Source organism: Streptococcus parasanguinis ATCC 15912, assembly GCF_000164675.2.
Classification (GTDB): domain Bacteria; phylum Bacillota; class Bacilli; order Lactobacillales; family Streptococcaceae; genus Streptococcus; species Streptococcus parasanguinis.
This window is the reverse complement of the sequence record NC_015678.1, coordinates 2,084,647-2,109,644: the sequence shown is the minus strand read 5'-3', so window position 1 is coordinate 2,109,644 and position 24,998 is coordinate 2,084,647. Positions and strand designations below refer to the sequence as shown.

The window sequence follows — 24,998 nt, the reverse complement described above, 5'->3', positions numbered from 1 at the left end:
GGGGCGTCAGAAACGCGGTTCCACCCTAATTTATTACTTCATTTTATTTTACTTTACTCAGCTTTTTACTGAGAGAAAGCGCCACTTGCTTACTTTGCTCTACTTGGCTCTCACTATCCCAAGCTCGCTAGAAAAACGCCGTAAGCTCTTCTTTCTTGACTAGTATTATAGCAGAATTTTAGTGACTTGTAAATTAAAATCCGCATGAAACAATCGTTTCATACGGATTTTAGGCTAACAAACAATTTTGTTTTTCTTATGGACGTCTTGCAGCTTTTGGTTTTTTACCATGAAGTTTTTTCTTGGCATTCTTCAAGGCTGTCAAAGCATCTTTCACATCTTGTTGGCTTGCTCCTGGATTTGTAAGAATGGCTTGAGCATTCTTGAAAACTGCGAGATAAGCTTCTTTTTCTTTATTTCCAGCATAGATAAATTTAGCATCCTTTTCTTGGAATTTCAATTCATCCTTGATATATTTTTTCAGGCTTGAAAAATCAGTTGCTTTCCCATTCAATTTTCCTTCTGCACGGCTAAGTTCAGCAAGTGCTTGATTGATTTGTTCTTGTTTCACAGTTGGATCAACCGCAAGCAAGGCTACTGTTTGGAAAGCACGATCGTAGTCACGACGTACTTTTTCTTTGGCATTAGCATAACGACCCGTTTTAGTTGTAGCATCGTATGCCTGCATCGCTTCTTTCAAGGCTGCAACGTTTGAATCTTTCCCATCCAAAGCTTGGCTGGCAGCTTCAAGACTAGCTACTGCTTGGTTGACTTGCTCTTGACTGACCTTATTCATCAAGGCTGCTTGAGCAGCTTGCAAGGCTTGATCATAAGCTTCCTTCTTATCAGCACTCGCATTGAAGTAGTGAGCTGTCTTCGTTATATCTGCCTGATTGTTCAAAGCAGTCAAGAGATCCACTTTTGAAATCACTCCGATACGATAGTTATTATTACGTCCAGCAACAACTGTGATTACAGGAGCTTCCTCAGCCAATTCATAGCCAGTAGGAAGGGTTGCGACCAAGGTATATTGACCAGTTGCTACAGTTTTACCAAAGCCGTTTTTACCATATTTTTCAGCTGGCAATACAAAGTTTTCACCTTCAGCACCTTTTAATACGATCGTAGCCGCTTTTGAAACCGGTTGATCAAAGCTAATGCTAACTGGTGCGTATTCCAAAGTATTAGCAAGGAAAGCGATTGTTTGGAAACTATTATCTTCTGTCAAATCAAATTCTTGCGTCAAGCTGCTGACAAATTTCACTTCTGTACGATCATACGTAAAGATTTCTGCAGTATAATGACCAAAGTTCAAGAAGTTAATATCTTTTGTTTTATCAACCGTTACATATTGACCATTGCTGTCCTTGATACGATACACATACATGGTATCTATATCTTTGTTTGTCTTAGCATCACGCACTGCAATTTGAATACGACCACTATTTTGATCTCGTACCAAATCAGCTAGTGAAATATAGTCTACGTTCCCCGCAAAGTCTTCTACATAGTAGTAGATATTTTTCTTATCGATGTTTTCAGGAAGATCGAAGCTGCCATCTGCATTGGCCTTGATCACTTGGTAATTTTCAAGCGCACGTGTACCAGTCTTATCTTCACTCGTTTGGATCATTGTCCCCTTATCATCAAATGGAGTCACGTAAACGAGTTTTTCAGTTAAAATACCACCTTCACCAACATCTTTGGCTTTACGTGCTACAAACTGTTGAGCACCATCTTTGAAACGAATATATCCAGATGTGATCACTGGTTTTTGGGTATCAACTTGAACCTTGAAGGTCGTTGATTGCTCTTCAGCTCCCGGAACCATTGGTGTGTAACGAATGACATAATCATATACACCATCTGCCACTGCATTTCCATTTGCATCCGTACCATTCCAAGCAGTATTATCTAGCGTGTAGCTACGTGGGTTCTTTTCATTGCCATCAAAGAAGTTCTTACGATGATCAGATGGAGTTCCTTCCCACAGTGGATTTTTATGTTCCGTATCGCTTGCTGCGTAGACAGTTGCATGAAGGTTTTCAATGTTTCGAAGAGCGACCGTCTTGTATTCAACGAGGTCTTTATTCCCATCTTCATTTGGTGAAATGGCAATGCGAACATTTCCGTTTTCATCCACTTGAAGAGCATGAGTTCCTTCTGCATTTTCTTCAATACCAAGGACTGTAATACGACGACCATCTCGTTTCCCTTGTGTAAGAAGGAGGTCATTTTGAAGTGTTAATAGAGCTGAAACATTAGCATTATAGGAAATGTTCAAATCTTTTGGAATATGGTAGTAGAAACCATCTTTTCCTTCGCGTACCAAATCATAGACTGGTTTTTCGACAGCTGGAAGGTTTTGGAATTCTCCCTTGAATCCCATAAATGGCAAGCTGACCACATCCCCGTCATCTGCTGGATCGACAAAACGAACAAATCCTTCAAGGAAATAGCCATTTGGCATTTCTTTGCTCAATTCTTCTGTGAATTTACTTGTATCAACTTTAACCGTAACCGTTTCAGAACTATGCGCTTTCACAGTTACTTCAGGCCAAGCAGTTTCTGTTAATTTACGTGGACGGAGGGTAAATTTACCATCTTTCACTTCATCTGTGTCAGTATTAACCAACATTTTCAAGGTACGATCGGTATCTGAAATATTGTGGACAGTGACATCAAAGGTAAAGCTATCTCCGACATTTCCAAGAGTAACACTTGGGTAGTTGTTTTCACCAGTAACATACAAGTCTGTTGAAACGGCAGCTGCTGTGTCGACAACCCCTGCTCCTTGTTGGCGTGGAGACGTATAGACACCGGTTTCTTTGTTAATATGTGGTTTAGCCGTAGACATAATCAAGGCCTTGACAGTTGCAGAAACTTGTTCTGGAGTCAATTCTGGATGGTTCTTCACAAGGTATTCTTTTACCAAGGCTGCAACACCCGCCACGTGAGGAGAGGCCATACTAGTACCACTCATATCTCCGTAGGTATTGTCATTCAAAGAAGAGAAGATGTTCCCACCAGGTGCTGTGACATCTGGTTTCAACTGACCATCTGTTGTTACTCCCCAGCTTGAGAAATCAGACAATTGATCTGCCTCGGGAGATGGACGATTGGCCATGGTATTGTTAAAGACAACTTTGTAAGATCCAGCTTTAAGAGCTTCCCCATAGCGTTTTGAAATGAAGACAGATGGAATTTTCTTAGCATCTCCATCAATCGACATACCAAGATTAGAACCTTCTACATTATTGTAAACCAGGGCACCTACTGCACCATGATGGAGGGCATTCGCAATTTTTTCTGTAAATGGGATTTCTCCACGTTGGATCAGTGCTAATTTACCAGTAAGATCTAGATCTTTGAAATCTTCTTCTTTCCCAAGTCCAACAGCTACATATTCATATTCTTTACCTTTTTCAAAATCAGTATCTGTTGCAGACTTACTGTAGTCAAACTTACCGTTATCTACATCCGCATTACCTTCCAACCCTTTGACTTCAAAAACTTCTGTCGTAATAATTTTGTTATTGATAGAAGCAACAGAGATAGAGTCCTCTACTGTTGAAGGATTTCCTACCAAACCGTAATCAGGATTTTCTGCAGACGGTCTTGAATATCCATTCCCAAAAGTATTACTATTCCCCGCAGAGATCAAGACAGATACACCTTTAGCACGAGCTCGTTTAATCGCATCAATGATATCCGAACCTGCATTGACCATAGAACCAGTAGAGGATCCAAGACTCATATTGATGGCATCTGCACCAAGGGCTACAGCATCATCAATCGCTTTCACATAAAGAGCAGAACCAGTTGTTTTTTGACGATCCGAAAAGACACGCATAAACATAACTTGCGCTTCTGGTGCCACACCATAGATCTTTTCACCGTTTCCTGCTTCTTTATCAGGATTCCCGGTTGCGATCCCTGTAACGTGCATCCCGTGAGAATCTCTTTCAGCCTCTTTGATATTGTCAGTACCGTCAAAGTAATCATAGGCATATACGACTTTGTCGTTATACCATTTACCATAATCAATTCCTGCCGCTTTCTTAGCAGCTTCTATTTCTTCTTGATTTTTAAACTTGGCTTTTGAAGGATCTGTAATACGAAGAACCTCGTGGTTCACATCCAAGCCCGAGTCGATCACGGCCACAACCATTCCTTCACCTTTATATCCTTGCCTCCAGGTTTGTGGAACAGTAATAATTTCATCACTTTCGGTGCTTTGAGGTTTTTCAGTTACATCATGGCGCTCAGTTGTTTCCGAACTTGTCGGAGTAGCCACTTCTGTAGCTTTTTCTACTGGTTTTGATGCTTCTTCCGGTTTTGTTTGTAGAGCAACCGTTGCCTCTTTAGGAACCTCTGCACCTTGTGAATGTTCTACCTCAGTCGGTGCCTGTTGACTGTTTGCTACAAGCTGTGTCCCAGCGCTCGTTTGACCCGCTGTTTGTTCTTCTGCACTCGCTTGTGCAGATCCAAATACCAAAACAGCCCCTAATAAAACTGAGGCTACACCAAATTTGTATTTCCTTAATGAAAAACGCTCTTGTCTATTCATAGAAACTCCCCTTTTATTTTAATAGTAACTATTATAACGCAAAATTATCTGAAAATTCATTCAAAAATGAATTGTAACACAATTGTAATATTTACATACATTACTAACTATTAATTTATTTTTATTCGTTATATTCCGAGCAATAGTAACTAAGTATTATAGTACGTCTGTTTTTTTTATTTGAAAACTTTTTCACGACTGAAAAGATAAAAAAACAGAGAACAAAACTGTCCTCGGTTTTTATTATTAGATATCATTTTTTAAAATTCTTTGGTGTCTGGATCTGGTGCACCCGCTTCAACCGGAAGATAGCGCAGGAGTTCCACATCATCTGCCGTCAATTCAAAATCAAAGCAATCCAGATTGCTCTCAATCCGCTCAGGCGTAACAGATTTTGGCAGTGGAAGGAAACCTTCTTGTAAACTCCAAGCTAGGGCTAGTTGAGCGACGGTTTTCCCATATTTAGTAGCCACTTCTTTTACTTGTTCATTTTGGAACAATTCTCCTTGGCCAAAAGGTCCCCAAGCCTCTAGTAAAATGCCATGCTTGCGACTTGCAGCAATGGCTTCACTTTGATAAACCCCAGGTGCTAGACGAATTTGGTTCACAGCTGGGATGACCCGAGCTGTTTCAAGGAGGGCTTCCAAATGATGAGGCAGAAAATTGCTAACGCCAATAGCCCGAACTTTGCCAGCAGCTAGCATATCTTCCATTGCTCGCCAAACCTCAGCATTCCGTTTTTTCCAAGCATCATTGTCTCGAAGAGGCTTTGGGTTTGGCCAATGAATCAAATAAAGATCTATATAGTCCAAGCCCAATTTATCAAGAGACTCTTTCAAAGCAGCTTGAGCATCTTCATAAGTGTGATGAGTATTCCAAAGTTTGGTGGTAATAAACAGGTCTTCGCGCGCAAGACCACTGTCTTTAATAGCACGCCCCACACTCTCTTCATTTTGATAGATCGCTGCTGTATCGATATGGCGATAACCTGCTTTTAAAGCAGCTAACACAGCTTGATAGGCTTCTTCTCCATCCGCTGCTTTCCACGTCCCAAATCCCAATACAGGAATCTTCACCCCATTATTCAAACGATAATGATTCATTTTTTCTTTCCTTTCTTCGATTTCGGTTTCTTAGGCCCTCGAAGCTTGAGCTCTGGCTTAAAAATATTCTTCTTGGTTGGCTCCATCTTCTTGCTATAAAAACTATAGAGTAAAAATGCCCCACCAACGATCACAATAAAGATATTTTTTCTTACAATCCCATAGAGCAAGAAAAAAATCCCCATCAATAAAAAACGTATATCAATTGCTTTCATAAGCTACCTCACATTTCAATTCCCATTATAGCATGAAAAGACAGCATTCACAAAATTACACTACCATTGACAAATAAAAAGCCCCTACAGACTGTTTAACCCCCATGAATACTTCACAAAAACCTCTCTAGGTATGACCTAGAGAGGAAGTATTCTATCTTCGATTCTTGAATCTAGTTAGTCGCCTGGTAACGTTTGACACCATCGAGATAGGTCGCCACCAGATCCAAATTTTGATCAAGCACAATGAAGTCCGCATCATAACCTTCTCGAATTTGACCACAAACATCATCAATATGGACTGATTTTGCCGGATTGAGACTAGCCATCATCACTGCTTCGTGAGGGTTAGCAATCCCCCACTCTACAACATTTTTTAATCCATCTTTCAATTTCAAAATTGAGCCAGCTAGATTACCAGTTGATTTCAAGCGAGCCGTCCCTTCAGCGACCACAACTGGGAATTCCCCTAGCATGTAGTCCCCGTCTTCTAATCCCCCAGCTGTCATACAGTCCGTAATCAAGGCAACATTTTCTTTCCCTTTTTGTTTCATCAGGATATCACAAGCTAGCGGATCAACGTGATGGCCATCACAGATCAACTCTGCTGTAGTATGAGGCAACTCATACATAGCTCCAACCATACCGAGTTCACGGTGCGTCAAACCACGCATACCATTATAGGCATGCACCCAGACACTCGCACCTGCATCAACCGCTTTTTTAGCTTCTTCAAAAGTAGCATTGGAGTGTCCCAGGGCGACTGTCACTCCTTCTCCTGTAATGGTCCGAACAAAGTCTTCTACCCCTTCACGCTCAGGAGCAAGGGCAATCTTATTTAACAGACCATTAGCCGCTTTTTGCCAGGCCCGGAATTCTTCCATACTTGGATCCTTCATATAAGCTGGATTTTGTGCTCCCTTGTATTTTTCTGTGAAATAAGGTCCTTCAAAATAAATACCGCGAATCTTGGCTCCTGTTGCTTCTTTGTATCGTGCACCGATATTTTCAGTTACTGCCAAAAGTTGTTCGTAAGAGGAAGTCAAGGTCGTAGGCAAAAAGCTTGTGACCCCTGTACTCAAGAGACCTTCACTCATGGTATGGAGAGTACCTTCGATATTGTTATCCATAACATCTACCCCACCAAAACCATGAATATGGGTATCCACCAGACCAGGCGCAATACTGTACCCTGAATAATCTAGCACATCCGCACCTTCTGGTAAGCTTTCCACATGTTTCCCAAATTTACCATTTACCAGCTCCAAATAGCCTCCACGGCGAACCCCATGTGGGTAATAAAATTGATCTGCTTTAATATATGTAGACATAAAATCGTCCTTTCCATTGTAGGAACTGTGTTCCATTTATATTCATACATATTATAACGCTTTCACTTCCATTTGTAAATGGTCTAGACCTATTTTTAGATAGAATCATATAAAAACAGAGCAAGCTTCCTACTTACTCTGTTTGAGATTCATTAAATTTGCTCGATTTGTACTTTTTCAGCTAGATTCATGGCATGGTCTGCAACACGTGTATAGTGAGAAATGATATCAATAAAGTTCACTCCGGCTTGTGGCGTACATTCACCTTGGTTCAAACGACGAATATGGGTTTTCCGAAGTCTTTTCTCCAATTTTTCAATTGCCTCGTGACGTGCTACCAGTTGATTTGCAAGACTCACATCGTTGTTCTCAACAGCTTTTAAGGCATCCTCTACAAATTGATGGGTTTGGTTGTAAATATCTTCCAATTCAACCAAGGCCGCTTCTGAAAAGACCACTTTCTTACGAATTAAATAATCGGTTAGATTAATCAAGGCTTCCGCGTGATCTCCAATCCGCTCCAAATCCCGTGAAGAATCTAAGATATTGGTGAGAACTTCACTTTCTCTCGGACTCAAGGCTTCACTCGACAAACGAATCAAGTAGCGAGTCAAATCATCATCAATGGTATTGATGGCTTCTTCTGTCTTGTGTCCCTTTTCAGCTGTTTTTTCATTTTGATGAACAATATAATCATAAGAGAGATTAAAAGCTTTGTCTGCATATCCACCTAAATGAAGCAACTCTTTTTTCGCATTTCCTAGAGCAATCGAAGGCGCTTGACTGATCAAGTTTTCATCCAAATAGAGCGGTTCATATTTGACCACCTCATCCTCACCAGGAATCAGTTTGGTTACAAAGTATGCCAAAGCTCCAATGAATGGGAACTGGATGATGGTATTGGTTATATTAAAGGTTCCGTGAGCAAAGGCTATGGTCATTTCTGGAGACAAATGAAGAGTCGTTTCAAACCATTGAATCAAAGATGTAAACGGAACAAGGAAGACAAGACAGATAATGGTTCCGATAACATTAAAGGCTACATGGGCACCCGCCACACGTTTGGCCGCAATATTCGCTCCCAAGGAAGCAATGATAGCTGTAATGGTCGTTCCGATATTATCACCAAAGAGAACTGGGAGGGCCCCTTTCAGGTCAATCAAATGACTAGCATAGAGATTTTGCAAGATACCAATGGTTGCAGAAGAGGCCTGAATCAAAAGTGTTAATCCTGATCCGACAAAGACACCTAAGATAGGACTTTTACTTAACTGCACCATATAATCACGAAAGATTTGCAAATCTTTAAGAGGTTCCATAGCCCCACTCATCAAGTTGAGGGCAAAGAAGATACCACCGACACCAAAAACGATTCGTCCGACATTATTAACCAAACGATTTTTGGTAAAGAAGAGACAAACCGCTCCGATAAAGAGCATGGGAAGAGCGTAGTCTCCTAATTTAAAACCAATGATAAAGGAGGTAATAGTCGTTCCAATATTGGCTCCCATAACAATACCAACTGCTTGGCGGAGAGTTAGAAGTCCTGCACTCACCAGACCGACCGTAATCACTGTAACACCTGAACTTGACTGAATCAAGGCAGTCATCCCAATCCCTACTAGAACCCCTAAAAAGGGATTACTCGTATATTTATCAATATAGTAGCGGAGACGGTCACCTGCAGCCTGTTGCAAGCCTTCTCCCATGGTTTTAATACTATAGAGAAAGAGACCCAGGCCTCCCAAAAAGTTAAATACAATTTCCTGCCAGTTAATCGACATGTTCATTCCTCCAAATTTGAGATCAGAAATAAAACTCCTCTCCTATTGTAAAGGATAATTTCCAATCACACAAGAGATTTCTGTAAATTTCTACAATTTTTTGAAACCGTTTTTCCTTTTGGCTCTATTTTTCTGTATGGAGAGACAAAAAAAGAGAGAGTAGGACAGAAATCGGTCATTCGTTAGAATTCGATTTCGTCGTCCCACCTCTGCACAGTTGAGTAGGACTGTAAAAGCTGATGAAATCAGCGTAGTAGAGCCCACTCAACCACTGCGTCTTGCTCGACAATCCAAAAACAATTAAGAGGCTAGGACTTTTGTCCCAACCCCTCTAGTCTTTATTCAAATTGCGCAACATGGCATCAATTTTATTTCCATACTCGATGGATTCATCTTTCACAAAAGTGAGATCCGGAATCTTATACAATTTTAGATTCCGCCCTAATTCACGTTTGATGGTTCCTGTTGCTTTTTCAAGCCCTGTTTGAGCTTTTTGATTGTCAGAAGCCAGGTCACTCATAATCGAATAATAGACCTTTGCCATAGACAAATCGCCTAGCATTTGAACATCCGTGATGGTCACGCCTTGAACACGCGGATCACGAACTTTCTTTTGCAAAATTTCGTTGACTTCGCGCTTGATTTCCATCCCTACTCGATCTGTCCGAAAATGACTTGCCATAGGAACTCCTTTCTGCTTTGTGTTTAAAAACTAGGAAATCAGAGAAAAGTCCTCTTTTTTCCTAGTCAGCCTCTTATTTTTTAATTTCTTCCATGATGTAGGCTTCGATGGTATCATCTGTCTTGATATCATTGTAGCCTTCAATCATCAATCCACCTTCACGACCATTTGTCACTTCTTTGACATCATCTTTGAAGTGTTTCAAGCTTGCAAGAGCACCGTCATAGATCACGACACCGTCACGAATGACACGAACCTTGGAATCACGAGTGACCTTACCACTGAGGACCATAAATCCACCGATGGTACCCACTTTAGAGACTTTAAAGGTTTCACGAATAACCGCTTCCCCGATAACCTTCTCTTCAAATTCAGGATCCAACATTCCCTTCATCGCATCTTCCATTTCTTCAATCACTTTGTAGATGATTGAGTGAAGACGGATTTCCACCTCATCAGCTTCAGCTTGTTGACGAGCTTGTGGCGTAGGGCGGACGTTAAATCCAACGATAAAGGCATTAGATGCTTCCGCAAGGGTAACGTCTGATTCGTTGATGGCACCAACCGCTGAGTGAACGATGGTCACTTTCACACCTTCCACTTCAATCTTTTGAAGGGAAGCAGCAAGGGCTTCAACCGAACCTTGGACGTCGGCCTTGATAATGACATTAACAGATTTCACTTCTCCAGCCTTCAAGGTATCAAAGAGATTTTCAAGGCTGACGCGGTTCGTTGCTTGACGTTGTTTCATAAGAGCACGTTTGGCACGTTCTTCACCAGCTGCACGCGCAGATTTTTCATCTTCATAAACTGCGAAGTGGTCACCCGCCATTGGAGCTTCGTTCAAACCAGTGATAGAAACTGGAGTAGATGGCCCTGCCACCTTCACACGACGTCCAAGGTCATTGGTCATGGCACGGACACGTCCAAAGGTATTTCCGACAACGATTGGGTCTTGAACATTCAAGGTACCTTGTTGAACAAGGAGGGTTGCCACCGCACCTTTTCCTTTATCCAAGCGCGCTTCGATAACGGTACCGATCGCACGAACGGTTGGGTCTGCCTTGAGTTCTTGGATTTCAGCCACAAGAAGGACAGTTTCCAACAACTCATCAATGTTTTGGTTGAACTTGGCTGAGATTTCTACAAATTCAGAATCCCCACCCCAAGCAGTTGACATCACACCGTGTTCAGCTAATTCGCCGATCACACGCTCTGGATTAGCGCCTGGTTTATCAATCTTGTTAATAGCCACAATGATTGGAACATTGGCTGCTTTTGAGTGGTTGATGGCTTCAATAGTCTGAGGCATAACCCCGTCATCTGCCGCTACGACCAAGATGGTAATATCGGTAACAGATGCACCACGTGCCCGCATAGAGGTGAAGGCCGCGTGTCCAGGTGTATCCAAGAAGGTAATCTTCTTGCCATTTTCAACGATTTGGTAGGCACCGATGTGCTGGGTGATCCCACCTGCTTCACCTGTCGCCACACGAGAATTACGAAGGGTATCCAAAAGGGTTGTTTTACCATGGTCAACGTGTCCCATGATAGTTACAACTGGTGGACGTTCCACTAACTCATCTTCGTTGAGATAACCATCTTCCACGAAGAAACGTTCAATATCGGCATTATCCACTTCTACCTTTTTCTTGGCTTCAATTCCATAATCGACCATCAAAAGTTCAATGGTATCCCCATCCAGCGATTGATTTTGAGTTGCCATAACTCCCATCATGAAGAGCTTCTTGACGATTTCAGCTGGCTCTCTCTTGATCCGTTTTGCGATTTCTGCAACCGTCATTCCATCCGTATACTCAAATTCACTTGGTAATTCATGGAATTTACGCTCTGTTACTGGTTTTGGAGCTTCTGTGCGGTTGTTCTTTCCCTTTTTATTCTTCTTATTGTTATTCCAGTTACTATTTTTTTGATTTCTCACTTGATTTTGACTACTTCGATTCCTTTGTTGTTTTCTTGGACCATCTTCCTCACGATCAAAATCATCGCGTTTCTTATCTGGTCGCGCTTGTTTCTTACGGCGTGTATCTACTTGAGCTGGAGTAGCTACAACAGCTGGCTTCGTATGGCTTTCAACAGTCGGCTCCTGTACAGGTGTTTTCACTTCAGGTACTTCTACCCGTTTCCGGCGCTGTTGACGTTCTTGTTCTGCTTTTGTGGCTTGTTGTTTGTAGCGATCTTCACTTCCACGCGCATACTCAGCATTTTGTTCTGCTTTCAATGCTGCTGCACGCGCTTTGAAATCAATTTTTGGTGCCACTTGGGTTTGAGCACTACGTCTTTGATCTGGTTTGTTATTGCGACGATCAAAACCTTGATTTCGGTGTTCATTTCGATCTTGTGGTCGTTGATTTCGGTTGTCACCATGACGCTGATTGTCCTTGCGATCACGTTTTGGACGATTGTCTTGTTGTTTTCTACGTTCTGCCTGCTCTTTTGCGCGCGCTTCTCGTTCCGCTTTAAAGTTACGACTCTTTGGTTTAGCAGCTGGTGTTACTGATTTTGTCTCAGTTGTCCCTTCTTTTTTTACGGGCGCTGCTTCTTTTTTCTCTGCGACAGCCGTTGTCTTGGCAACCACTTCTGCTACTTTCTTTTCGACTGTTTCTTTTTTCGCTGAAAAGCTCTTGATCAACTTTTCAGCAACATCAGTATCGACACTAGATGCATGACTCTTGACGTCAAAACCTAATTCTTTCGCACGAGTGACGACTTCCTTACTTTCCTTGCCCAATTCTTTGGCAATTTCGTATAATCTTTTCTTAGACAATTGCTGTCCTCCTCTTCTATTCCATAAGAGACCTCATTTTCTTTGAAAATCCAGCATCTACAACAGCGACGACCTTACGAGCACGTCCAATTGCAGTGCTTAATTCTAGTGTTGAAAACACGGTAGATACTTGAACCTCATAATAGTGACCCTTATCTGTCACCTTTTTTGTCAGGTTACTAGCTGCATCATTTGCCAGAAAAACTAATTTTGCTTTTTCTTCCTGGATGGCTTTGATCACGAGTTCTTCTCCAGAAATGAGTTTTCCTGCTCTTTGCGCCAAGCCTAACAGATTACTTATCTTTTGCTTATTCAAGGCCTAACTCTCTTCTCTTCACCTTATGATCTACATAAGCGATCAATTCATCATAGAAAGCTTCTTCCACTTCCATATTAAAGCTACGATTAAAAACTTTCTTTTTCTTAGCAAGTGCCGCTTCTTCATTGTCTAACTTGATGTAAGCACCTCGACCATTGGCTTTGCCAGTTGGATCGATAAAGACTTGTCCTTCTTTATTTTTGACAATGCGGAGCAAATCGCGCTTATCAATAATTTCATTTGAAACGACAGATTTTCTTAAAGGGATTTTTCTTGTTTTTACCATTTTCCCTCCCTCTCTTAATCGACTTGCTCTTCGCCACTTTCTACTTGGTCTTCAAAAGTTTCTTGAGCTGCTTCCATTTCTTCAAACTCACTAGCAGATTTGATATCGATGCGGTAACCAGTCAAATGAGCCGCCAAACGAACGTTTTGACCACGACGACCGATGGCAAGAGATAGTTTATTATCTGGAACCACAACGAGAGCATGTTTGCTATCTTCATCATCAAAAATAACTTGGTCCACTTCTGCAGGAGCGATCGCATTATAGATGAATTCAGCTGGATCTGGAACCCATTCGATGACATCGATGTTTTCTTCCGTCGGAACCATACGTTCTAATTTTTGATCGTATCGAGCTGGGTGGAATTTGCTGGTAATCTTTTTAATGTTCGATCCACCACGACCAACGATAGTCCCAATCGCATCTACGTTTGGATTATGGCTACGAACCGCAACTTTTGTACGATCTCCAGCTTCACGAGCTACACTCATAATCTCAACAGTTCCATCATATACTTCAGGAATTTCTTGTTCCATCAAACGTTTGATCATTTCAGGGTGGCTCCGGCTAACAAAGACATTGACACCACGTGGATTATCTTCTACCTTGTAGACAAATACTTCAATTCGATCATGAGATTGGAACACTTCTCCTGGAATCTGGTCTTGCTTAGACAATTGTGCTTCGATTGAGCCAAGATTGACATAGATAAAACGATTGTCAAAGCGCTCCACCGTTCCACTCATGATTTCATTTTCATGTTCTTTATAAGTGTTATAGGTGATGGTGCGCGTTTGCTTACGCATTTTTTCCATGATCGTTTGTTTGGCAGATTGAGCTGCTACGCGACCAAATTCAGCTGGTGCTTCTTCAAACTTGATCTTGTCCCCCAACTCATAAGCAGAGCTAATGGCCAAGGCATCCTTCAAGCTGATTTCTAAACGGCTATCAAAGACTTCATCCACCACTTCACGAACCGTATAAACACGGAAATCTCCAGTTTTTTCATTGAATTCAATCGCTGCACTTTCTGATTGTCCATAACGACGGCGATAAGCTGAACGCAATGATTCTGTGACTGCTTCAATGATATCTTCTTTTTTGATCCCTTTGTCTTCTTCCAAAATGCGGAAGGCTTCTAGCATTTCTTTACTCATGTTTTTCTTGCCTCTTCTATAAAGGCATCCTTTCTTTCATTCTGTTACAATTTTACAGCCAACCTTGCTTTGGACACAAGGTTATAAGGAATATCCACTGTTTTCTTCCGTGTTTTATCCATATACTCAATGGTCAAAACATCCTCTTCAAAACCTACCAAATTCCCCTCAAAGACCTTTTGCTTTTCAACAGCCTTGTACAAGCTGATATTGACGTACTTGCCAACAGCTCCCTCGAGTGCTTCCTTGGTTTTCAATGGTCTCTCCAGGCCAGGACTAGTAACCTCTAAGAAGTACTGTTCTGGAAATGGGTCTGGTTTGATTTGATCCAATAGCGGGCTAATGATTTCTGTCAAATCCGCTGTATCATTCAGTGTGATTCCTTCTGGTTTGTCTACGAAAATGCTTAAGACGTAGTCACCACCCATTTTGCCATATTCAACATCGACCAATTCAAATGGTTCCTTTATAGCTGGCTGAATCACTTCTGTTACTAAGTCAACAATTGTTGCGATGGTTGCCACCTCCTCATAGATAAGAGGCGAAGATATTTCCCCGCCTCTCCTTTTCTATTCATTTAAGTTATTATAACACGATTCCACAATGATTGCAAGGAATATGCTAAAACTGTGCTTCTACACGGTAAATGACCTGGCCTTTACTTGAGAACTTCTTCTCATATTCCGTCATGACATTGCCCTCAAAATCACTGGCATGAAGGTCTAACCAAACCCCTTTCAAGATCATACCGTATTGCGAAAAACTCACCAAGCTATATTCAAACAATCCACGATTATCTGTCTTAAAGTGAATCTCACCATGTTCTGGAAGAATTTGCTTGAAGGTATCTAGGAAGGTCTTGTAAGTCAAACGACGCTTCTCATGACGTTTCTTAGGCCAGGGATCTGAAAAATTCAGATAGAGTTGATCAATTTCTCCATCTTCAAAATAGTTGGTCAAGCTATCCCCGTCTACCCAAAGTAATTTAATGTTAGGAACATCAGCCTCTAAGACCTTATCTAAGGCATAACTCAAGACCGATTTTTGAATATCAATTCCGATGTAGTTGATCTCTGGATTGGCCTTGGCCATCCCAGTAATAAAGGCCCCTTTTCCGCTACCCACTTCGACATGAATAGGATGATCATTCCCGAAAATCTCCTGCCACTTTCCCTTGGCATCTTCTGGATTTAGGACCACATATTGCGGATTCGCTTCTAATAATTCAGTCGCTCCTTTGCGATTTCTAACTCTCATATTTCCTTTCCATATTTCAACCGGAAATTGCGCAGAGCATAGATCTCGCGATTGACATTTTCTAAATCATTATTTTCATAGTATTTAGCAATTTGGCACAAGAAAGAGTATTGACCAAACCAATAGAGTTTATCAAATACTTTTTGATTGTATTTGTAACCATAATAGCCTAACCAATCGCGCCAATTAGAATCTGGGATATAGTGACTCAATATATGCGCCACATCCAACATTCGGTCTGTCAAACGAACAGAGTCCCAATCGACTAGATAAATCAAGCCACTCTCTGTCTCAATCCAGTTGCTATGACGAACATCTCCATGGACGATCGTCGCATAATCCTCTCGAAAGGCAGGCACTGTCTTACGTAAATTCTTTACGACTGATTGGATATAGTGGTTCTGACGTAGGGCAATTGGCAAACGGTTGCTCCAAGAATTGAGCAACTCTAACGGAGATTCCACAGGATACCCAAGTTTCTTTAATTGGGTCATCAAAGGTCTAGATCGGTGCAATCTCGTTAAAATATTGACCACTTGCTTTTTCGACATTCCATTTGGAGTTAGAATTTCCCCATTCAACCATTCTTGGGCACTCATCACATTTCCATCCGGCAAGCGGCGACTCCATAACAATTGAGGAGCAATCTGTTCTTTTGCTAGACCCGCAAGGATTGGGGTCGTATTCATTTTTACAAAAACGCGCCCACCATCTGGGTAGGTCCCCATGTAGGCCTTCCCACTCTTCCCAGGAATCGGGGTGAGGCTCAGCTCTTTTTCATTCGAGTCCATCTTTTCCTCCGTAAAAAGTTTCCAATCTATTTTACTAATTTTAACGATTTTCGTCAACCAAGCGCGTCATCTTAAATGGAAGATAAAGCAGGGTTAAAGCAACTGTATAAGCCAATAAGCCCAACAACAGGACTTTATCTGAAATAAAGACTAGGCCGATCCCCCCTTCTATCACCGTTATCATGCTCATGACCAGCTGAATCGTTTTGTTCAACCCTGCCTTTTTACTGCCCTTTTTCATTGGGAAAAGGAGAGTCAACGCTTGGTAATCAAAAGCACTGTAAAGTCCCAGTAATTGAAAAATAACCAAGTAATTGAGCAAGGCTACAAGGGCAATCACTACGAGAGGCTGGGGAATAAAGATGATAGCGAGAATGGAAAGAGCTAAGAGTCGTAGAGTCATAGAGAAAAGATCTCCATTCCGTAAGAAAGAGCGCATATATAAGTAAATCCAAGTATTCCCATGTGTTTTGGGAAGAAGCCCTAAGAAACCATCCAAGTAAGCTCTTCTTTTGACACTGTTGGTAATGCCCTTCACCGTTGTAAACAAGGCAAAGAAACGAAGGATCAATTGTTTCCTTGCATTCTCACGAGCAATGGCTAAGGTCCAATTCAAATTTCCATCCTGGTAGAAACGCGCTTCCTTCCAGCTAAAAACAGCCCCTTTAGCCACCCCTAAGACAAGGATATAAGCTACAATAGCAAGTTTATCCAGCCCCGTTGCAAGAAGAAGAGGAACAAATAATAGAAGGACAAAACTTTGAATCAAAAACCAAAACACAAAAGACTTCTTGGCCTGCCCTTTGATATAACGTTTCACTTCCTCTTCCTTTACTAAAAGGAATAAGGCATCGGGCTTCTCTAAGTAGGTCGCAATAGAGCCTATCGGAACCAAGAGGAGCAAACCAATCAAGAGACTCCAGCGGATCAGGCTTGTATCTTTGGGTAGATCTTGCAAGAATTGGCTGTATTGAACCGCCAGAAATCCTATGAAAATCAGCATAAAGAGGACGAAATGATCATTGAGAACATAGCGGCTATATTTTACACATTGAGTTCGAAACGTTTGTTGCCGTTTTTTCATCAACTCTTTCATGCTGTTTCCTCTTCTGTCAAGGTCATGTAGATATCATTTAGACTTGCTTTCTCATCTCCAAAAGTTGAACGCAACTCATCTAAGGTCCCTTGTGCTCGGATCTGACCCTTATGGAGGATTACAAAACCATCACACATCTTTTCAGCCGAATCCAGAACGTGGGTACTCATCAAAATCGATTTTCCTTTTGCTTTCTCATCTGCCAATAACTGAATCAAATCTGCAATCGCAACAGGATCCAATCCCAAAAAGGGTTCATCGACAATATAAAGACTTGGATCCACTGCATAGGCGCAAATAATCATGACCTTTTGCTTCATCCCTTTTGAAAACTGGGTCGGGAACCAATCTAATTTTTCAGCCAAACGAAATCGTTCCAACAAGGGCTGGACGCGCCCCATGACCTGATCCATGTCTAAATCATAGGCCATAGCTACGGTCTCGATATGCTCTCTCAAGGTTAATTCTTCATATAGACTAGGGGTTTCTGGAATATAGCCGATTTTTTTACGATAGTCAGTTGGAGCTTCTGGAAGGCTCAGGCCGTCAATCCGTACTTCCCCAGCATAAGGATGCAGGAGACCAATAATTTCATTAATCGTGGTTGACTTCCCAGCTCCATTTAGTCCAATCAAACCAATCAGTTGGCCATCCGGAACTGAAAAACTCACCTCTTTCAGGACAGGGATGTTGACATAGCCCCCTGTCAACTTGTTGATTTCTAACATATTTTCTCCAATTTCTGGTATAATGTTCTTATATTATAACAAAATTTAGTCTAAATGAGGTGTATTTATGGTTGATGATTGTATTTTTTGTAAGATTATAGCTGGCGACATTCCTTCCTCCAAAGTCTATGAGGACGAGGAAGTCCTCGCATTTTTGGACATCTCTCAGGTTACACCAGGTCATACGTTAGTGGTTCCAAAAAAACACGCTCGCAACCTCTTAGAGATGGACGAAACCGCCACAGCTCAACTATTTGCACGTGTCTCTAAAGTTGCAAAAAAAGTAGAAACAGCTACCCAAGCTAAGGGAATGAATATCATCAGCAACATGGAAGAAGTTTCTGGACAAACCGTTTTTCACACACATGTCCACATTATCCCTCGCTATTCCGATCAAGATGAGCTTGCCATTTCATTTACTGAACACGAGCCTAATTTTGAACAACTAGCAGTTCTCGCAGAAACCATCAAAAACAGTTAAAAAGGAGGCCATATGAAACTAAAAAATCTCTTTTGGTTTGCAACAGGAGCTAGCATTAGCTACCACCTGGTAAAAAACCGCAAAGAAATCAAAACAGAGGTGACTGAATCCAGCCAATTGGTCAAGGGAATTCAAGATAACCTAGCAAAAATCCAACGCAATCTGGATATTATCCAAGACCAAAAGACCAATCTTCAAGAATTGGTAACGGATTTCCAATACAAGACCAAACTGTTTCGTCAACAAGCAACAGCCTCTCTAAAAGAAATTCAAGACATCTGGCAACCAGGTAAAAACGATTGAGAAGACTCAATCGTTTTTTTCTTATTCTGAAGGTACCGCAGGTGTCACACTGCTCGACTCTGTAGCTGCAGGAGCAACTGGTGTCACTGGTGCAACAGAACTTTGAGGTGTCACCACTCCCGTATCCTGGCTCGATGGGACAACCGGTTGTTGATAAAAATCTTGGTATACTGGAGCTTCCTCAGATGCTGGAACTTGGCTATCAACTTGAGAAGAGTTCTCCTTCAAACTATCATCCCCATCCAGCAGATAAGCATTGGTTTTCAATGTTTTTATTTCTTTCATACCCAAAGCTTTGCGGATAATATTTTGAATTTTTAAGATATGTTTTGAAGTCACAATTTGGTAACTTCCGCCATCTGCTAAGGTGGCATCTTCTCCTTTCAGCTGGTACTGATGAATCGTTGAAAGGGCATCTTTATATCCTAACAATTGAAGAAGACTGTTGCTATCAAGTGAAATGTTGGTTTGCATATTGTCACTAACAGACTCAATGATTCCTTTGTAATGACTCAAACTATTGAGGCTTAAAACTTTCTCAACAATCTTTTTGATCACTTCACGCTGGCGTTTTTGACGTCCGTAGTCTCCTTCTGGGTCTTGGTAGCGCATCCGTGAATAAACGAGTGCTTGGTCCCCATTAATCTCCTGACGTCCTGGTGCGATCTTAGCCGTATATTCTGGCTCATTTTCCTCGATCGAGATATCGAAGTCAAATGGATTGTTAACCGTGATGCCACCAACCTTATTCACTAATTGAACTAACCCCTTCATATTGATCATGACATAGCGGTCAATATGGATATTCAAAAGATCTTGAATAGTCTTAATGGCTAATTTGGCACCGCCTTGAGCATAAGCTGAATTCAATTTTGCTTGGACTGTTTCGCCATCTGAAGTAATATTGGTTAGGATATCTCTTTCCAAGCTTGTCATGGTTGTTTCTTTTGTTTGAGGATTGACAGTCACCAAAATCATGGTATCACTATTTCCGGCCCAAGGATCTTCCCGAGAACCACTACCTGTATCAACCCCCATCAAAAGGATAGTCATTGGCTTGTTTTCTGCAATGACATTGGTCTCATTTCCAAAGCCCTTATAAGTCTTACTGAGAGTTCCAGTCGTTTGGTTAAGGATGGTAAGACCATACGCTCCAACCCCAATCACTGTTACCGTCAATAAACTCAAAAACATCAAAATAATCTTTTTAACCATATAGAATCTCTCTCTAATCTATCAGTTTCCCCATAAGGTAAACATCTAAGAATTCTCCTTCAGCTGAACAAGCTCCACGAGCTTGGCAACCTTCGATTTCAAAACCTAATTTTTTATACAGGTGAATCGCCCGTTCATTACGTACTTGGACATTCAAGACTAGTTTGCGAAGAAGACCAGTCGAGTGTGCCCACTCAAGCCCTTCTTCCAGTAAGATCTGTCCAAGTCCTTGATTCCAATAAGCTTTTTGAACCACAATAAAGACATCACCAATATGCTGAATGGACCGTTGAGAAGCTGCAGTGATATTTAACAAAGCCGCCAGTTCCTGATCTAGAAATAGCAAGAGGCAAATCCGGTTATCCGCCATCTCTTGCACCGTTAGAAAATGCTCCATATCTGCTGGAGACATGCCAATCCCCGCTTCATCTAGCGTCATGTAATCTGACTCTTTCCCGACTCGATTTAAGAAATCAACGACAAGAGCCGCGTCTGCACTTTCAGCTTGCCGAATTTCTAATGTCACTTCCTTTTCCTTAGTCATCCGTTTTTCCCACCTGCTCAAAGGATGTTAGTAAAGTCTCTGCACGCGCTCCATGAGCTTCAAAAGCTAACTCTCGCCCCTCTTCCAATTTTCGGATAAAAATTTTTAGATAAGCATCCGAGAGACTCGGCTCAATCAGCTCTCCCCATTCAATAATGGTAGCACCATCTCCAAATAGAAAATCATCTAAATCAATAGAATCTGGATCATTCCCAATCCGGTAAACATCCAAATGGTATAAAGGCAAGCGGCCTTCGTATTCACGAACAATGGTATAGGTCGGGCTTTTAATCATCTGATCAATCCCTAACCCCTTTGCAATTCCCTTTGTAAAGGTCGTTTTCCCTGCCCCTAGATCACCTGATAAGATGATTACGTCTTGCTTTTCTAAGAGTTTTCCTAGCTGTTTTCCTAGAGCGATCAGCTCCATTTCATTGTGACTAATCATTCCTCTATTATATCAAACTTTTTTAAATTCTGCTCTTTCTTTTAAAAAATGTTCGAGTAAAGACCTCTTGTGATGGGGAATCCTAGGGGAAAAAAGCAAGTTTCTCCCATAAACTCCTGTTTGAACACTTTGTTTATCCTTCCAAAAAAGAATGGGAGTCACCCCATTCCTTTTTGAATATTTCCCTGAAAACTAATTCAAGGCCATGCTAACGTAGTTTAAAATAAAGAGAACATCTAAAATCCAAATCATGCTGTGCACTTCTTTAGCTTCTCCTTTAACCACTTTCACCAAGCTATAGGTGATAAATCCAGCAGCGATCCCTTGTGTAATCGAGTAGCTGAAGCCCATAAAGATAGAGGTGAAGAAAGCAGGAACTGCTTCTGACATATCTTCCCAATGGATATTTTTCAAGCCACTCAACATCATGATCCCAACAACAATCAAAATTGGTGCTGTTGCAGCGGTCGGTACAATCGCTAACAAAGGGCTAAAGAGACTTGAAATAGCAAAACAGATCGCTACAACCAAGGCTGTCAGACCAGTTCGTCCACCAGCTCCAATACCGGCTGCAGATTCGACATAAGTCGTTACATTTGAAGTTCCTGCAATGGCTCCGACTGAAGTCGCTACTAGGTCTGAATAGAGGGCCTTATCTAATTTCGCTGATTGATGGTTTTCCCCATTTGTCGCAACAATCCCAACTTTTTCACCCGTACCGATTAAAGTTCCAATTGTATCAAAAATATCAGTCAAGGAGAAGGCTAAGATGGCCATTAAGGTCTCAGGTAAACGAGAGGTATTTGAAATCAACGAACCCAATCCTTTCGAACCCAAAGCTTGACCAAAGATCGTGCCCAAATCATTAAAGGCAGCTCCTAGATGGTTACTTGCAAAGTCAATTTTAGTGATATCAACCACATGGATGAGAATTCCAAGCACAGTCGTCACTAAGATAGAAAGGATAATGCCTCCCTTAATCCCTTTGACAACAAAGAAGATGGTAATCGCAAGACCAACAAGAGCCAAGAGGACAGCTGGATTGTTAAAATCAACCAAGCCTGGAACAGCAGATGCATTGGCTGAGATCGTTGCATTCCCCTTATCTGCTCCTTCTCCGACCACTGTATAGGTATGAGGGTCAATCGTGAATTTCAAAAATCCTGCATTCTTAATTCCAACATAGGCCAAGAAAATCCCGATCCCCGCTGAAATAGCAGAGCGAAGAGCGGTCGGAATCGATTCGATGATCATCTTCCGAACATTTGTCAATGTGATAATTAATGAAATCACACCACAAATGAAGACCATTCCCAAAGCTTCCTGCCATGAGTAGCCCATACCAAATACAACGGTAAAGGTAAAGAAAGCGTTTAAGCCCATTCCTGGTGCTTGTGCATAAGGTAAATTGGCATAAAAAGCCATCATCAAGGTCCCGACAACGGATCCAATAATCGTTGCAAGGAAGACCCCTTGAGCTGGCATACCTGTTTGTGACAACATTTGAGGGTTTACGAAGAGGATATAACTCATCGCAAAAAAGGTTGTCAAACCAGCAAGAACCTCTGTCCGAACAGTGGTTCCATGTTCTGAAAGTTTGAAAAACTTATCCATTTCAGAATAAACTCCTTTTTTATCATTCTCGCTCCCAATCAATTTGCGAACGTTATATCTATTCTACCAAAAGATCTTTCGCCTTTCAAGAAATCCCGCTTCTCTTCTCTATTTTTAAGCGGTTTTCCGATTTTTCTGATATAATGGTCTCATTCTCCTCGAAAGGAACCAAAATATGCACAAAAAAATGATCGCTCTAGATCTAGACGGAACTCTCTTGAATTCCGAAAGCAAATTGAGCGACTTTACCATTGATACGATTAAAAAGATTAGTTCCCTTGGCCATAAAATCATTATTACGACAGGTCGTCCCTACCGCATGGCACATACCTATTACAAACAATTGGAGCTAGATACCCCGATGATCAATTTTAATGGCTCCCTAACGCATCTCCCAGAGAAAAAATGGGTGGATGAACAATGCTTGACTTTAGATAAAAAATACCTGCTAGATATGGTCGCCAACCGGGATACCATCCAGGCAGACTTTATCGCTGGCGAATACCGCAATAAATTCTTTATTACCGATCCAAATGAGCACGTTGCAGACCCTAAACTATTCGGTATTGAATCTTTCCAACCAGAAAATCAATTCAACCCCGAACGGGTAACGAGCGACCCAAACTGTATTCTCTTTCAAACGAAAGCGGAAGACAAATATGCTCTGGCAGATGAAATGAATCGGCATTATGACTACAATCTGTCTATCAATACTTGGGGTGGTCCCTTAAATATTCTGGAATGCAATCCAAAAAATGTGACCAAAGCTTCTGCTCTGACCTACCTTCTGGATAAACTCAATATGGATCAGAAGGATTTGATTGCCTTTGGAGACGAGCACAACGATACCGACATGCTAGCTCTAGCCGGTCATGGATACGCTATGAAAAATGCCAGCTCCGTCCTTCTCCCCTATGCAGACTCCATCACTGATTTCACGAATAATGAAGATGGTGTCGCGCGCCAATTAATACAATTATTCTTATAATATTAACAGACATGAGTTACGCCCTCATGTCTTTTTGTCCCCTAAATCCTTAATCGGTTAATCAATACCTCCCTTTTTTCCCATTTTTTTATTGTTCAATAGATAAGTTTGTGATATTATTAACATAGTTATTAAAGAAGCGCTTTCAAAAATTCTAAACCGCTTCTCGTTCACTTAAGGAGGAACAAAATGAAAGCTGTTGTTGTAAATCCAGAAGGTACCGGTGTTGAAATTGTTGCGAACAAAGAAATGCGACCACTTGAAACAGGGGAAGCTCTTGTTCAAATCGAATACTGTGGTGTCTGCCACACTGACTTGCACGTCGCACATGGAGACTTCGGTAAAGTTCCAGGCCGTGTTCTTGGACACGAAGGAATCGGTATTGTTAAAGAAGTTGCTCCAGATGTTAAGAGCCTTAAAGTTGGTGACCGTGTCAGTGTTGCTTGGTTCTTCGAAGGATGTGGAACTTGTGAATACTGTACAACTGGTCGCGAGACTCTTTGTCGGACTGTTAAAAATGCTGGTTACTCTGTTGATGGAGGAATGGCTGAACAATGTATCGTTACTGCAGATTATGCAGTGAAAGTACCTGAAGGATTAGATCCTGCCCAAGCTTCTTCTATTACGTGTGCAGGTGTTACAACTTACAAAGCCATCAAAGAAGCCAAAGCTGAACCAGGACAATGGATCGTTATCTATGGAGCTGGTGGACTAGGAAACTTGGGTGTTCAATATGCTAAGAAAGTCTTCAACGCACATGTCATCGCTGTCGATATCAACAATGATAAACTAGAATTGGCGAAAGAAATTGGTGCAGACTTTGTCATCAACGGTCGCGAAGTTGAAGATGTCCCAGGATTGATCAAAGAAAAAACAAATGGTGGAGCTCACTCTGCTGTCGTAACAGCTGTTTCTAAAGTAGCTTTCAACCAAGCAGTAGATTCTGTTCGTGCAGGTGGCCGCGTTGTCGCAGTTGGTCTTCCTTCTGAAATGATGGACCTCAGCATTGTGAAAACTGTATTAGATGGTATCCAAGTCATTGGTTCTCTTGTAGGAACTCGTAAAGACTTGGAAGAAGCTTTCCAATTTGGTGCAGAAGGCTTGGTAGTCCCTGTCGTTCAAAAACGTCCAGTAGAAGATGCTGTCAAAGTCTTTGATGAAATGGAAGCTGGAACCATTCAAGGACGTATGGTACTTGACTTTACAAACTAAACAACTGAACCTACAGGACTAGCCCAACTGGGCTAGTCTTTTTTGAGTGCTCTCAATCACTCTATTTTACAATTTATTATATATTT

22 protein-coding genes and 2 pseudogenes are annotated in these 24,998 nt (G+C 41.5%); 4 read left to right on the top strand and 20 right to left on the bottom strand.

Translation table 11 applies throughout. From position 1 onward, the window contains the following. Nucleotides 1-256: 256 nt before the first annotated feature. From HMPREF0833_RS09945 to HMPREF0833_RS09875, 16 genes and pseudogenes are all read right to left on the bottom strand, one after another. Complete coding sequence (locus HMPREF0833_RS09945; RefSeq protein WP_013904740.1) at nt 257-4,570, bottom strand: S8 family serine peptidase; 4,314 nt, start codon at nt 4,568-4,570, stop codon at nt 257-259. 260 nt (nt 4,571-4,830) lie between these two features. After that, nucleotides 4,831-5,673, bottom strand: a complete 843-nt coding sequence (locus tag HMPREF0833_RS09940) for an aldo/keto reductase (protein WP_003018453.1) — start codon at nt 5,671-5,673, stop codon at nt 4,831-4,833. Then, the gene (locus tag HMPREF0833_RS09935) at nt 5,670-5,888 is read right to left on the bottom strand and encodes a hypothetical protein (protein ID WP_003018530.1); all 219 of its coding nucleotides are present in this window, start codon (nt 5,886-5,888) and stop codon (nt 5,670-5,672) included. The genes HMPREF0833_RS09940 and HMPREF0833_RS09935 overlap by 4 nt, the downstream gene beginning before the upstream one ends. Before the next feature lie 173 nt (nt 5,889-6,061). Continuing rightward, nucleotides 6,062-7,219 carry an N-acetylglucosamine-6-phosphate deacetylase gene (gene nagA / locus HMPREF0833_RS09930; RefSeq protein WP_041818523.1) on the bottom strand — a complete coding sequence of 386 codons (1,158 nt, stop codon included), beginning with the start codon at nt 7,217-7,219 and terminating at the stop codon, nt 6,062-6,064. Nucleotides 7,220-7,371: 152 nt separating this feature from the next. Continuing rightward, complete coding sequence (locus tag HMPREF0833_RS09925) at nt 7,372-9,003, bottom strand: Na/Pi cotransporter family protein (RefSeq protein WP_041818459.1); 1,632 nt, start codon at nt 9,001-9,003, stop codon at nt 7,372-7,374. 331 nt (nt 9,004-9,334) lie between these two features. After that, the gene (rbfA, locus tag HMPREF0833_RS09920; protein WP_009732309.1) at nt 9,335-9,685 is read right to left on the bottom strand and encodes a 30S ribosome-binding factor RbfA; all 351 of its coding nucleotides are present in this window, start codon (nt 9,683-9,685) and stop codon (nt 9,335-9,337) included. A 73-nt stretch (nt 9,686-9,758) separates the two neighbouring features. Further along, a pseudogene (gene infB, locus HMPREF0833_RS09915) lies at nt 9,759-11,747 on the bottom strand (translation initiation factor IF-2); the annotation flags it as partial. A gap of 141 nt (nt 11,748-11,888) precedes the next feature. After that, nucleotides 11,889-12,473, bottom strand: a pseudogene (locus HMPREF0833_RS11170) (translation initiation factor IF-2 N-terminal domain-containing protein); the annotation flags it as partial. A 16-nt stretch (nt 12,474-12,489) separates the two neighbouring features. Further along, nucleotides 12,490-12,789, bottom strand: coding sequence for a YlxQ-related RNA-binding protein (locus HMPREF0833_RS09910; RefSeq protein WP_003010399.1), 300 nt, complete (start codon nt 12,787-12,789; stop codon nt 12,490-12,492). Beyond that, complete coding sequence (gene rnpM / locus HMPREF0833_RS09905) at nt 12,782-13,078, bottom strand: RNase P modulator RnpM (protein WP_003010401.1); 297 nt, start codon at nt 13,076-13,078, stop codon at nt 12,782-12,784. Before rnpM ends, HMPREF0833_RS09910 begins: the two co-directional genes overlap by 8 nt. 14 nt (nt 13,079-13,092) lie before the next feature. After that, nucleotides 13,093-14,235 carry a transcription termination factor NusA gene (nusA, locus tag HMPREF0833_RS09900; protein ID WP_013904736.1) on the bottom strand — a complete coding sequence of 381 codons (1,143 nt, stop codon included), beginning with the start codon at nt 14,233-14,235 and terminating at the stop codon, nt 13,093-13,095. Between the two features lie 44 nt (nt 14,236-14,279). Then, nucleotides 14,280-14,759 (bottom strand): ribosome maturation factor RimP, encoded by a 480-nt coding sequence (rimP, locus tag HMPREF0833_RS09895; protein WP_003003953.1) that lies wholly within the window; start codon nt 14,757-14,759, stop codon nt 14,280-14,282. Between the two features lie 97 nt (nt 14,760-14,856). Beyond that, nucleotides 14,857-15,492, bottom strand: coding sequence for a tRNA (guanosine(46)-N7)-methyltransferase TrmB (gene trmB, locus HMPREF0833_RS09890; protein WP_013904735.1), 636 nt, complete (start codon nt 15,490-15,492; stop codon nt 14,857-14,859). Next, nucleotides 15,489-16,283, bottom strand: a complete 795-nt coding sequence (gene ccrZ / locus HMPREF0833_RS09885) for a cell cycle regulator CcrZ (protein ID WP_003003852.1) — start codon at nt 16,281-16,283, stop codon at nt 15,489-15,491. The genes trmB and ccrZ overlap by 4 nt, the downstream gene beginning before the upstream one ends. Before the next feature lie 40 nt (nt 16,284-16,323). Then, nucleotides 16,324-17,379, bottom strand: coding sequence for an ABC transporter permease (locus HMPREF0833_RS09880; protein ID WP_013904733.1), 1,056 nt, complete (start codon nt 17,377-17,379; stop codon nt 16,324-16,326). Next, nucleotides 17,376-18,107 carry an ABC transporter ATP-binding protein gene (locus tag HMPREF0833_RS09875; protein WP_013904732.1) on the bottom strand — a complete coding sequence of 244 codons (732 nt, stop codon included), beginning with the start codon at nt 18,105-18,107 and terminating at the stop codon, nt 17,376-17,378. The genes HMPREF0833_RS09880 and HMPREF0833_RS09875 overlap by 4 nt, the downstream gene beginning before the upstream one ends. A 67-nt stretch (nt 18,108-18,174) precedes the next feature. Here HMPREF0833_RS09875 and HMPREF0833_RS09870 point away from each other — a divergent pair, with 67 nt between their 5' ends. Both HMPREF0833_RS09870 and HMPREF0833_RS09865 read left to right on the top strand, forming a co-directional pair. After that, nucleotides 18,175-18,588, top strand: coding sequence for an HIT family protein (locus HMPREF0833_RS09870; protein ID WP_003018459.1), 414 nt, complete (start codon nt 18,175-18,177; stop codon nt 18,586-18,588). Between the two features lie 12 nt (nt 18,589-18,600). Then, entirely contained in the window at nt 18,601-18,891 is a 291-nt protein-coding gene (locus HMPREF0833_RS09865) for a hypothetical protein (protein WP_003018523.1), read from the top strand. A gap of 21 nt (nt 18,892-18,912) precedes the next feature. Here the strand turns inward: HMPREF0833_RS09865 and lytR are convergent, their stop codons facing one another. The 4 genes from lytR to HMPREF0833_RS09845 all read right to left on the bottom strand — a co-directional run bounded on the left by lytR (nt 18,913) and on the right by HMPREF0833_RS09845 (nt 22,712). Then, a complete protein-coding gene (gene lytR / locus HMPREF0833_RS09860) occupies nt 18,913-20,106 on the bottom strand; it encodes a glycopolymer--peptidoglycan transferase LytR (RefSeq protein ID WP_013904731.1) in 1,194 nt (397 codons plus the stop codon). A gap of 13 nt (nt 20,107-20,119) precedes the next feature. Beyond that, nucleotides 20,120-20,650 carry a GNAT family N-acetyltransferase gene (locus HMPREF0833_RS09855; protein WP_013904730.1) on the bottom strand — a complete coding sequence of 177 codons (531 nt, stop codon included), beginning with the start codon at nt 20,648-20,650 and terminating at the stop codon, nt 20,120-20,122. Next, nucleotides 20,643-21,098 carry a tRNA (adenosine(37)-N6)-threonylcarbamoyltransferase complex ATPase subunit type 1 TsaE gene (gene tsaE, locus HMPREF0833_RS09850; RefSeq protein ID WP_003018467.1) on the bottom strand — a complete coding sequence of 152 codons (456 nt, stop codon included), beginning with the start codon at nt 21,096-21,098 and terminating at the stop codon, nt 20,643-20,645. The genes HMPREF0833_RS09855 and tsaE overlap by 8 nt, the downstream gene beginning before the upstream one ends. Nucleotides 21,099-21,290: 192 nt before the next feature. After that, nucleotides 21,291-22,712 (bottom strand): NCS2 family permease, encoded by a 1,422-nt coding sequence (locus HMPREF0833_RS09845; protein ID WP_003018462.1) that lies wholly within the window; start codon nt 22,710-22,712, stop codon nt 21,291-21,293. A gap of 175 nt (nt 22,713-22,887) precedes the next feature. On the opposite strand from HMPREF0833_RS09845, the gene HMPREF0833_RS09840 reads away from it, so the two are divergent. Continuing rightward, on the top strand, nt 22,888-23,700 hold the full coding sequence (locus HMPREF0833_RS09840; protein ID WP_003018455.1) for a Cof-type HAD-IIB family hydrolase: 813 nt from the start codon (nt 22,888-22,890) through the stop codon (nt 23,698-23,700). A 189-nt stretch (nt 23,701-23,889) separates the two neighbouring features. Continuing rightward, nucleotides 23,890-24,912 (top strand): alcohol dehydrogenase AdhP, encoded by a 1,023-nt coding sequence (gene adhP, locus HMPREF0833_RS09835; RefSeq protein ID WP_013904728.1) that lies wholly within the window; start codon nt 23,890-23,892, stop codon nt 24,910-24,912. Nucleotides 24,913-24,998 lie beyond the last annotated feature (86 nt).

Excerpts from the sequence above, each read along its gene's own strand:
- HMPREF0833_RS09945 (WP_013904740.1), bottom strand. The coding sequence starts at position 4,570 with ATGAATAGACAAGAGCGTTTTTCATTAAGGAAATACAAATTTGGTGTA.
- HMPREF0833_RS09940 (WP_003018453.1), bottom strand. The coding sequence starts at position 5,673 with ATGAATCATTATCGTTTGAATAATGGGGTGAAGATTCCTGTATTGGGA.
- HMPREF0833_RS09935 (WP_003018530.1), bottom strand. The coding sequence starts at position 5,888 with ATGAAAGCAATTGATATACGTTTTTTATTGATGGGGATTTTTTTCTTG.
- nagA (WP_041818523.1), bottom strand. The coding sequence starts at position 7,219 with ATGTCTACATATATTAAAGCAGATCAATTTTATTACCCACATGGGGTT.
- HMPREF0833_RS09925 (WP_041818459.1), bottom strand. The coding sequence starts at position 9,003 with ATGTCGATTAACTGGCAGGAAATTGTATTTAACTTTTTGGGAGGCCTG.
- rbfA (WP_009732309.1), bottom strand. The coding sequence starts at position 9,685 with ATGGCAAGTCATTTTCGGACAGATCGAGTAGGGATGGAAATCAAGCGC.
- rnpM (WP_003010401.1), bottom strand. The coding sequence starts at position 13,078 with ATGGTAAAAACAAGAAAAATCCCTTTAAGAAAATCTGTCGTTTCAAAT.
- nusA (WP_013904736.1), bottom strand. The coding sequence starts at position 14,235 with ATGAGTAAAGAAATGCTAGAAGCCTTCCGCATTTTGGAAGAAGACAAA.
- trmB (WP_013904735.1), bottom strand. The coding sequence starts at position 15,492 with ATGAGAGTTAGAAATCGCAAAGGAGCGACTGAATTATTAGAAGCGAAT.
- ccrZ (WP_003003852.1), bottom strand. The coding sequence starts at position 16,283 with ATGGACTCGAATGAAAAAGAGCTGAGCCTCACCCCGATTCCTGGGAAG.
- HMPREF0833_RS09880 (WP_013904733.1), bottom strand. The coding sequence starts at position 17,379 with ATGAAAGAGTTGATGAAAAAACGGCAACAAACGTTTCGAACTCAATGT.
- HMPREF0833_RS09875 (WP_013904732.1), bottom strand. The coding sequence starts at position 18,107 with ATGTTAGAAATCAACAAGTTGACAGGGGGCTATGTCAACATCCCTGTC.
- HMPREF0833_RS09870 (WP_003018459.1), top strand. The coding sequence starts at position 18,175 with ATGGTTGATGATTGTATTTTTTGTAAGATTATAGCTGGCGACATTCCT.
- HMPREF0833_RS09865 (WP_003018523.1), top strand. The coding sequence starts at position 18,601 with ATGAAACTAAAAAATCTCTTTTGGTTTGCAACAGGAGCTAGCATTAGC.
- lytR (WP_013904731.1), bottom strand. The coding sequence starts at position 20,106 with ATGGTTAAAAAGATTATTTTGATGTTTTTGAGTTTATTGACGGTAACA.
- HMPREF0833_RS09855 (WP_013904730.1), bottom strand. The coding sequence starts at position 20,650 with ATGACTAAGGAAAAGGAAGTGACATTAGAAATTCGGCAAGCTGAAAGT.
- tsaE (WP_003018467.1), bottom strand. The coding sequence starts at position 21,098 with ATGATTAGTCACAATGAAATGGAGCTGATCGCTCTAGGAAAACAGCTA.
- HMPREF0833_RS09845 (WP_003018462.1), bottom strand. The coding sequence starts at position 22,712 with ATGGATAAGTTTTTCAAACTTTCAGAACATGGAACCACTGTTCGGACA.
- HMPREF0833_RS09840 (WP_003018455.1), top strand. The coding sequence starts at position 22,888 with ATGCACAAAAAAATGATCGCTCTAGATCTAGACGGAACTCTCTTGAAT.
- adhP (WP_013904728.1), top strand. The coding sequence starts at position 23,890 with ATGAAAGCTGTTGTTGTAAATCCAGAAGGTACCGGTGTTGAAATTGTT.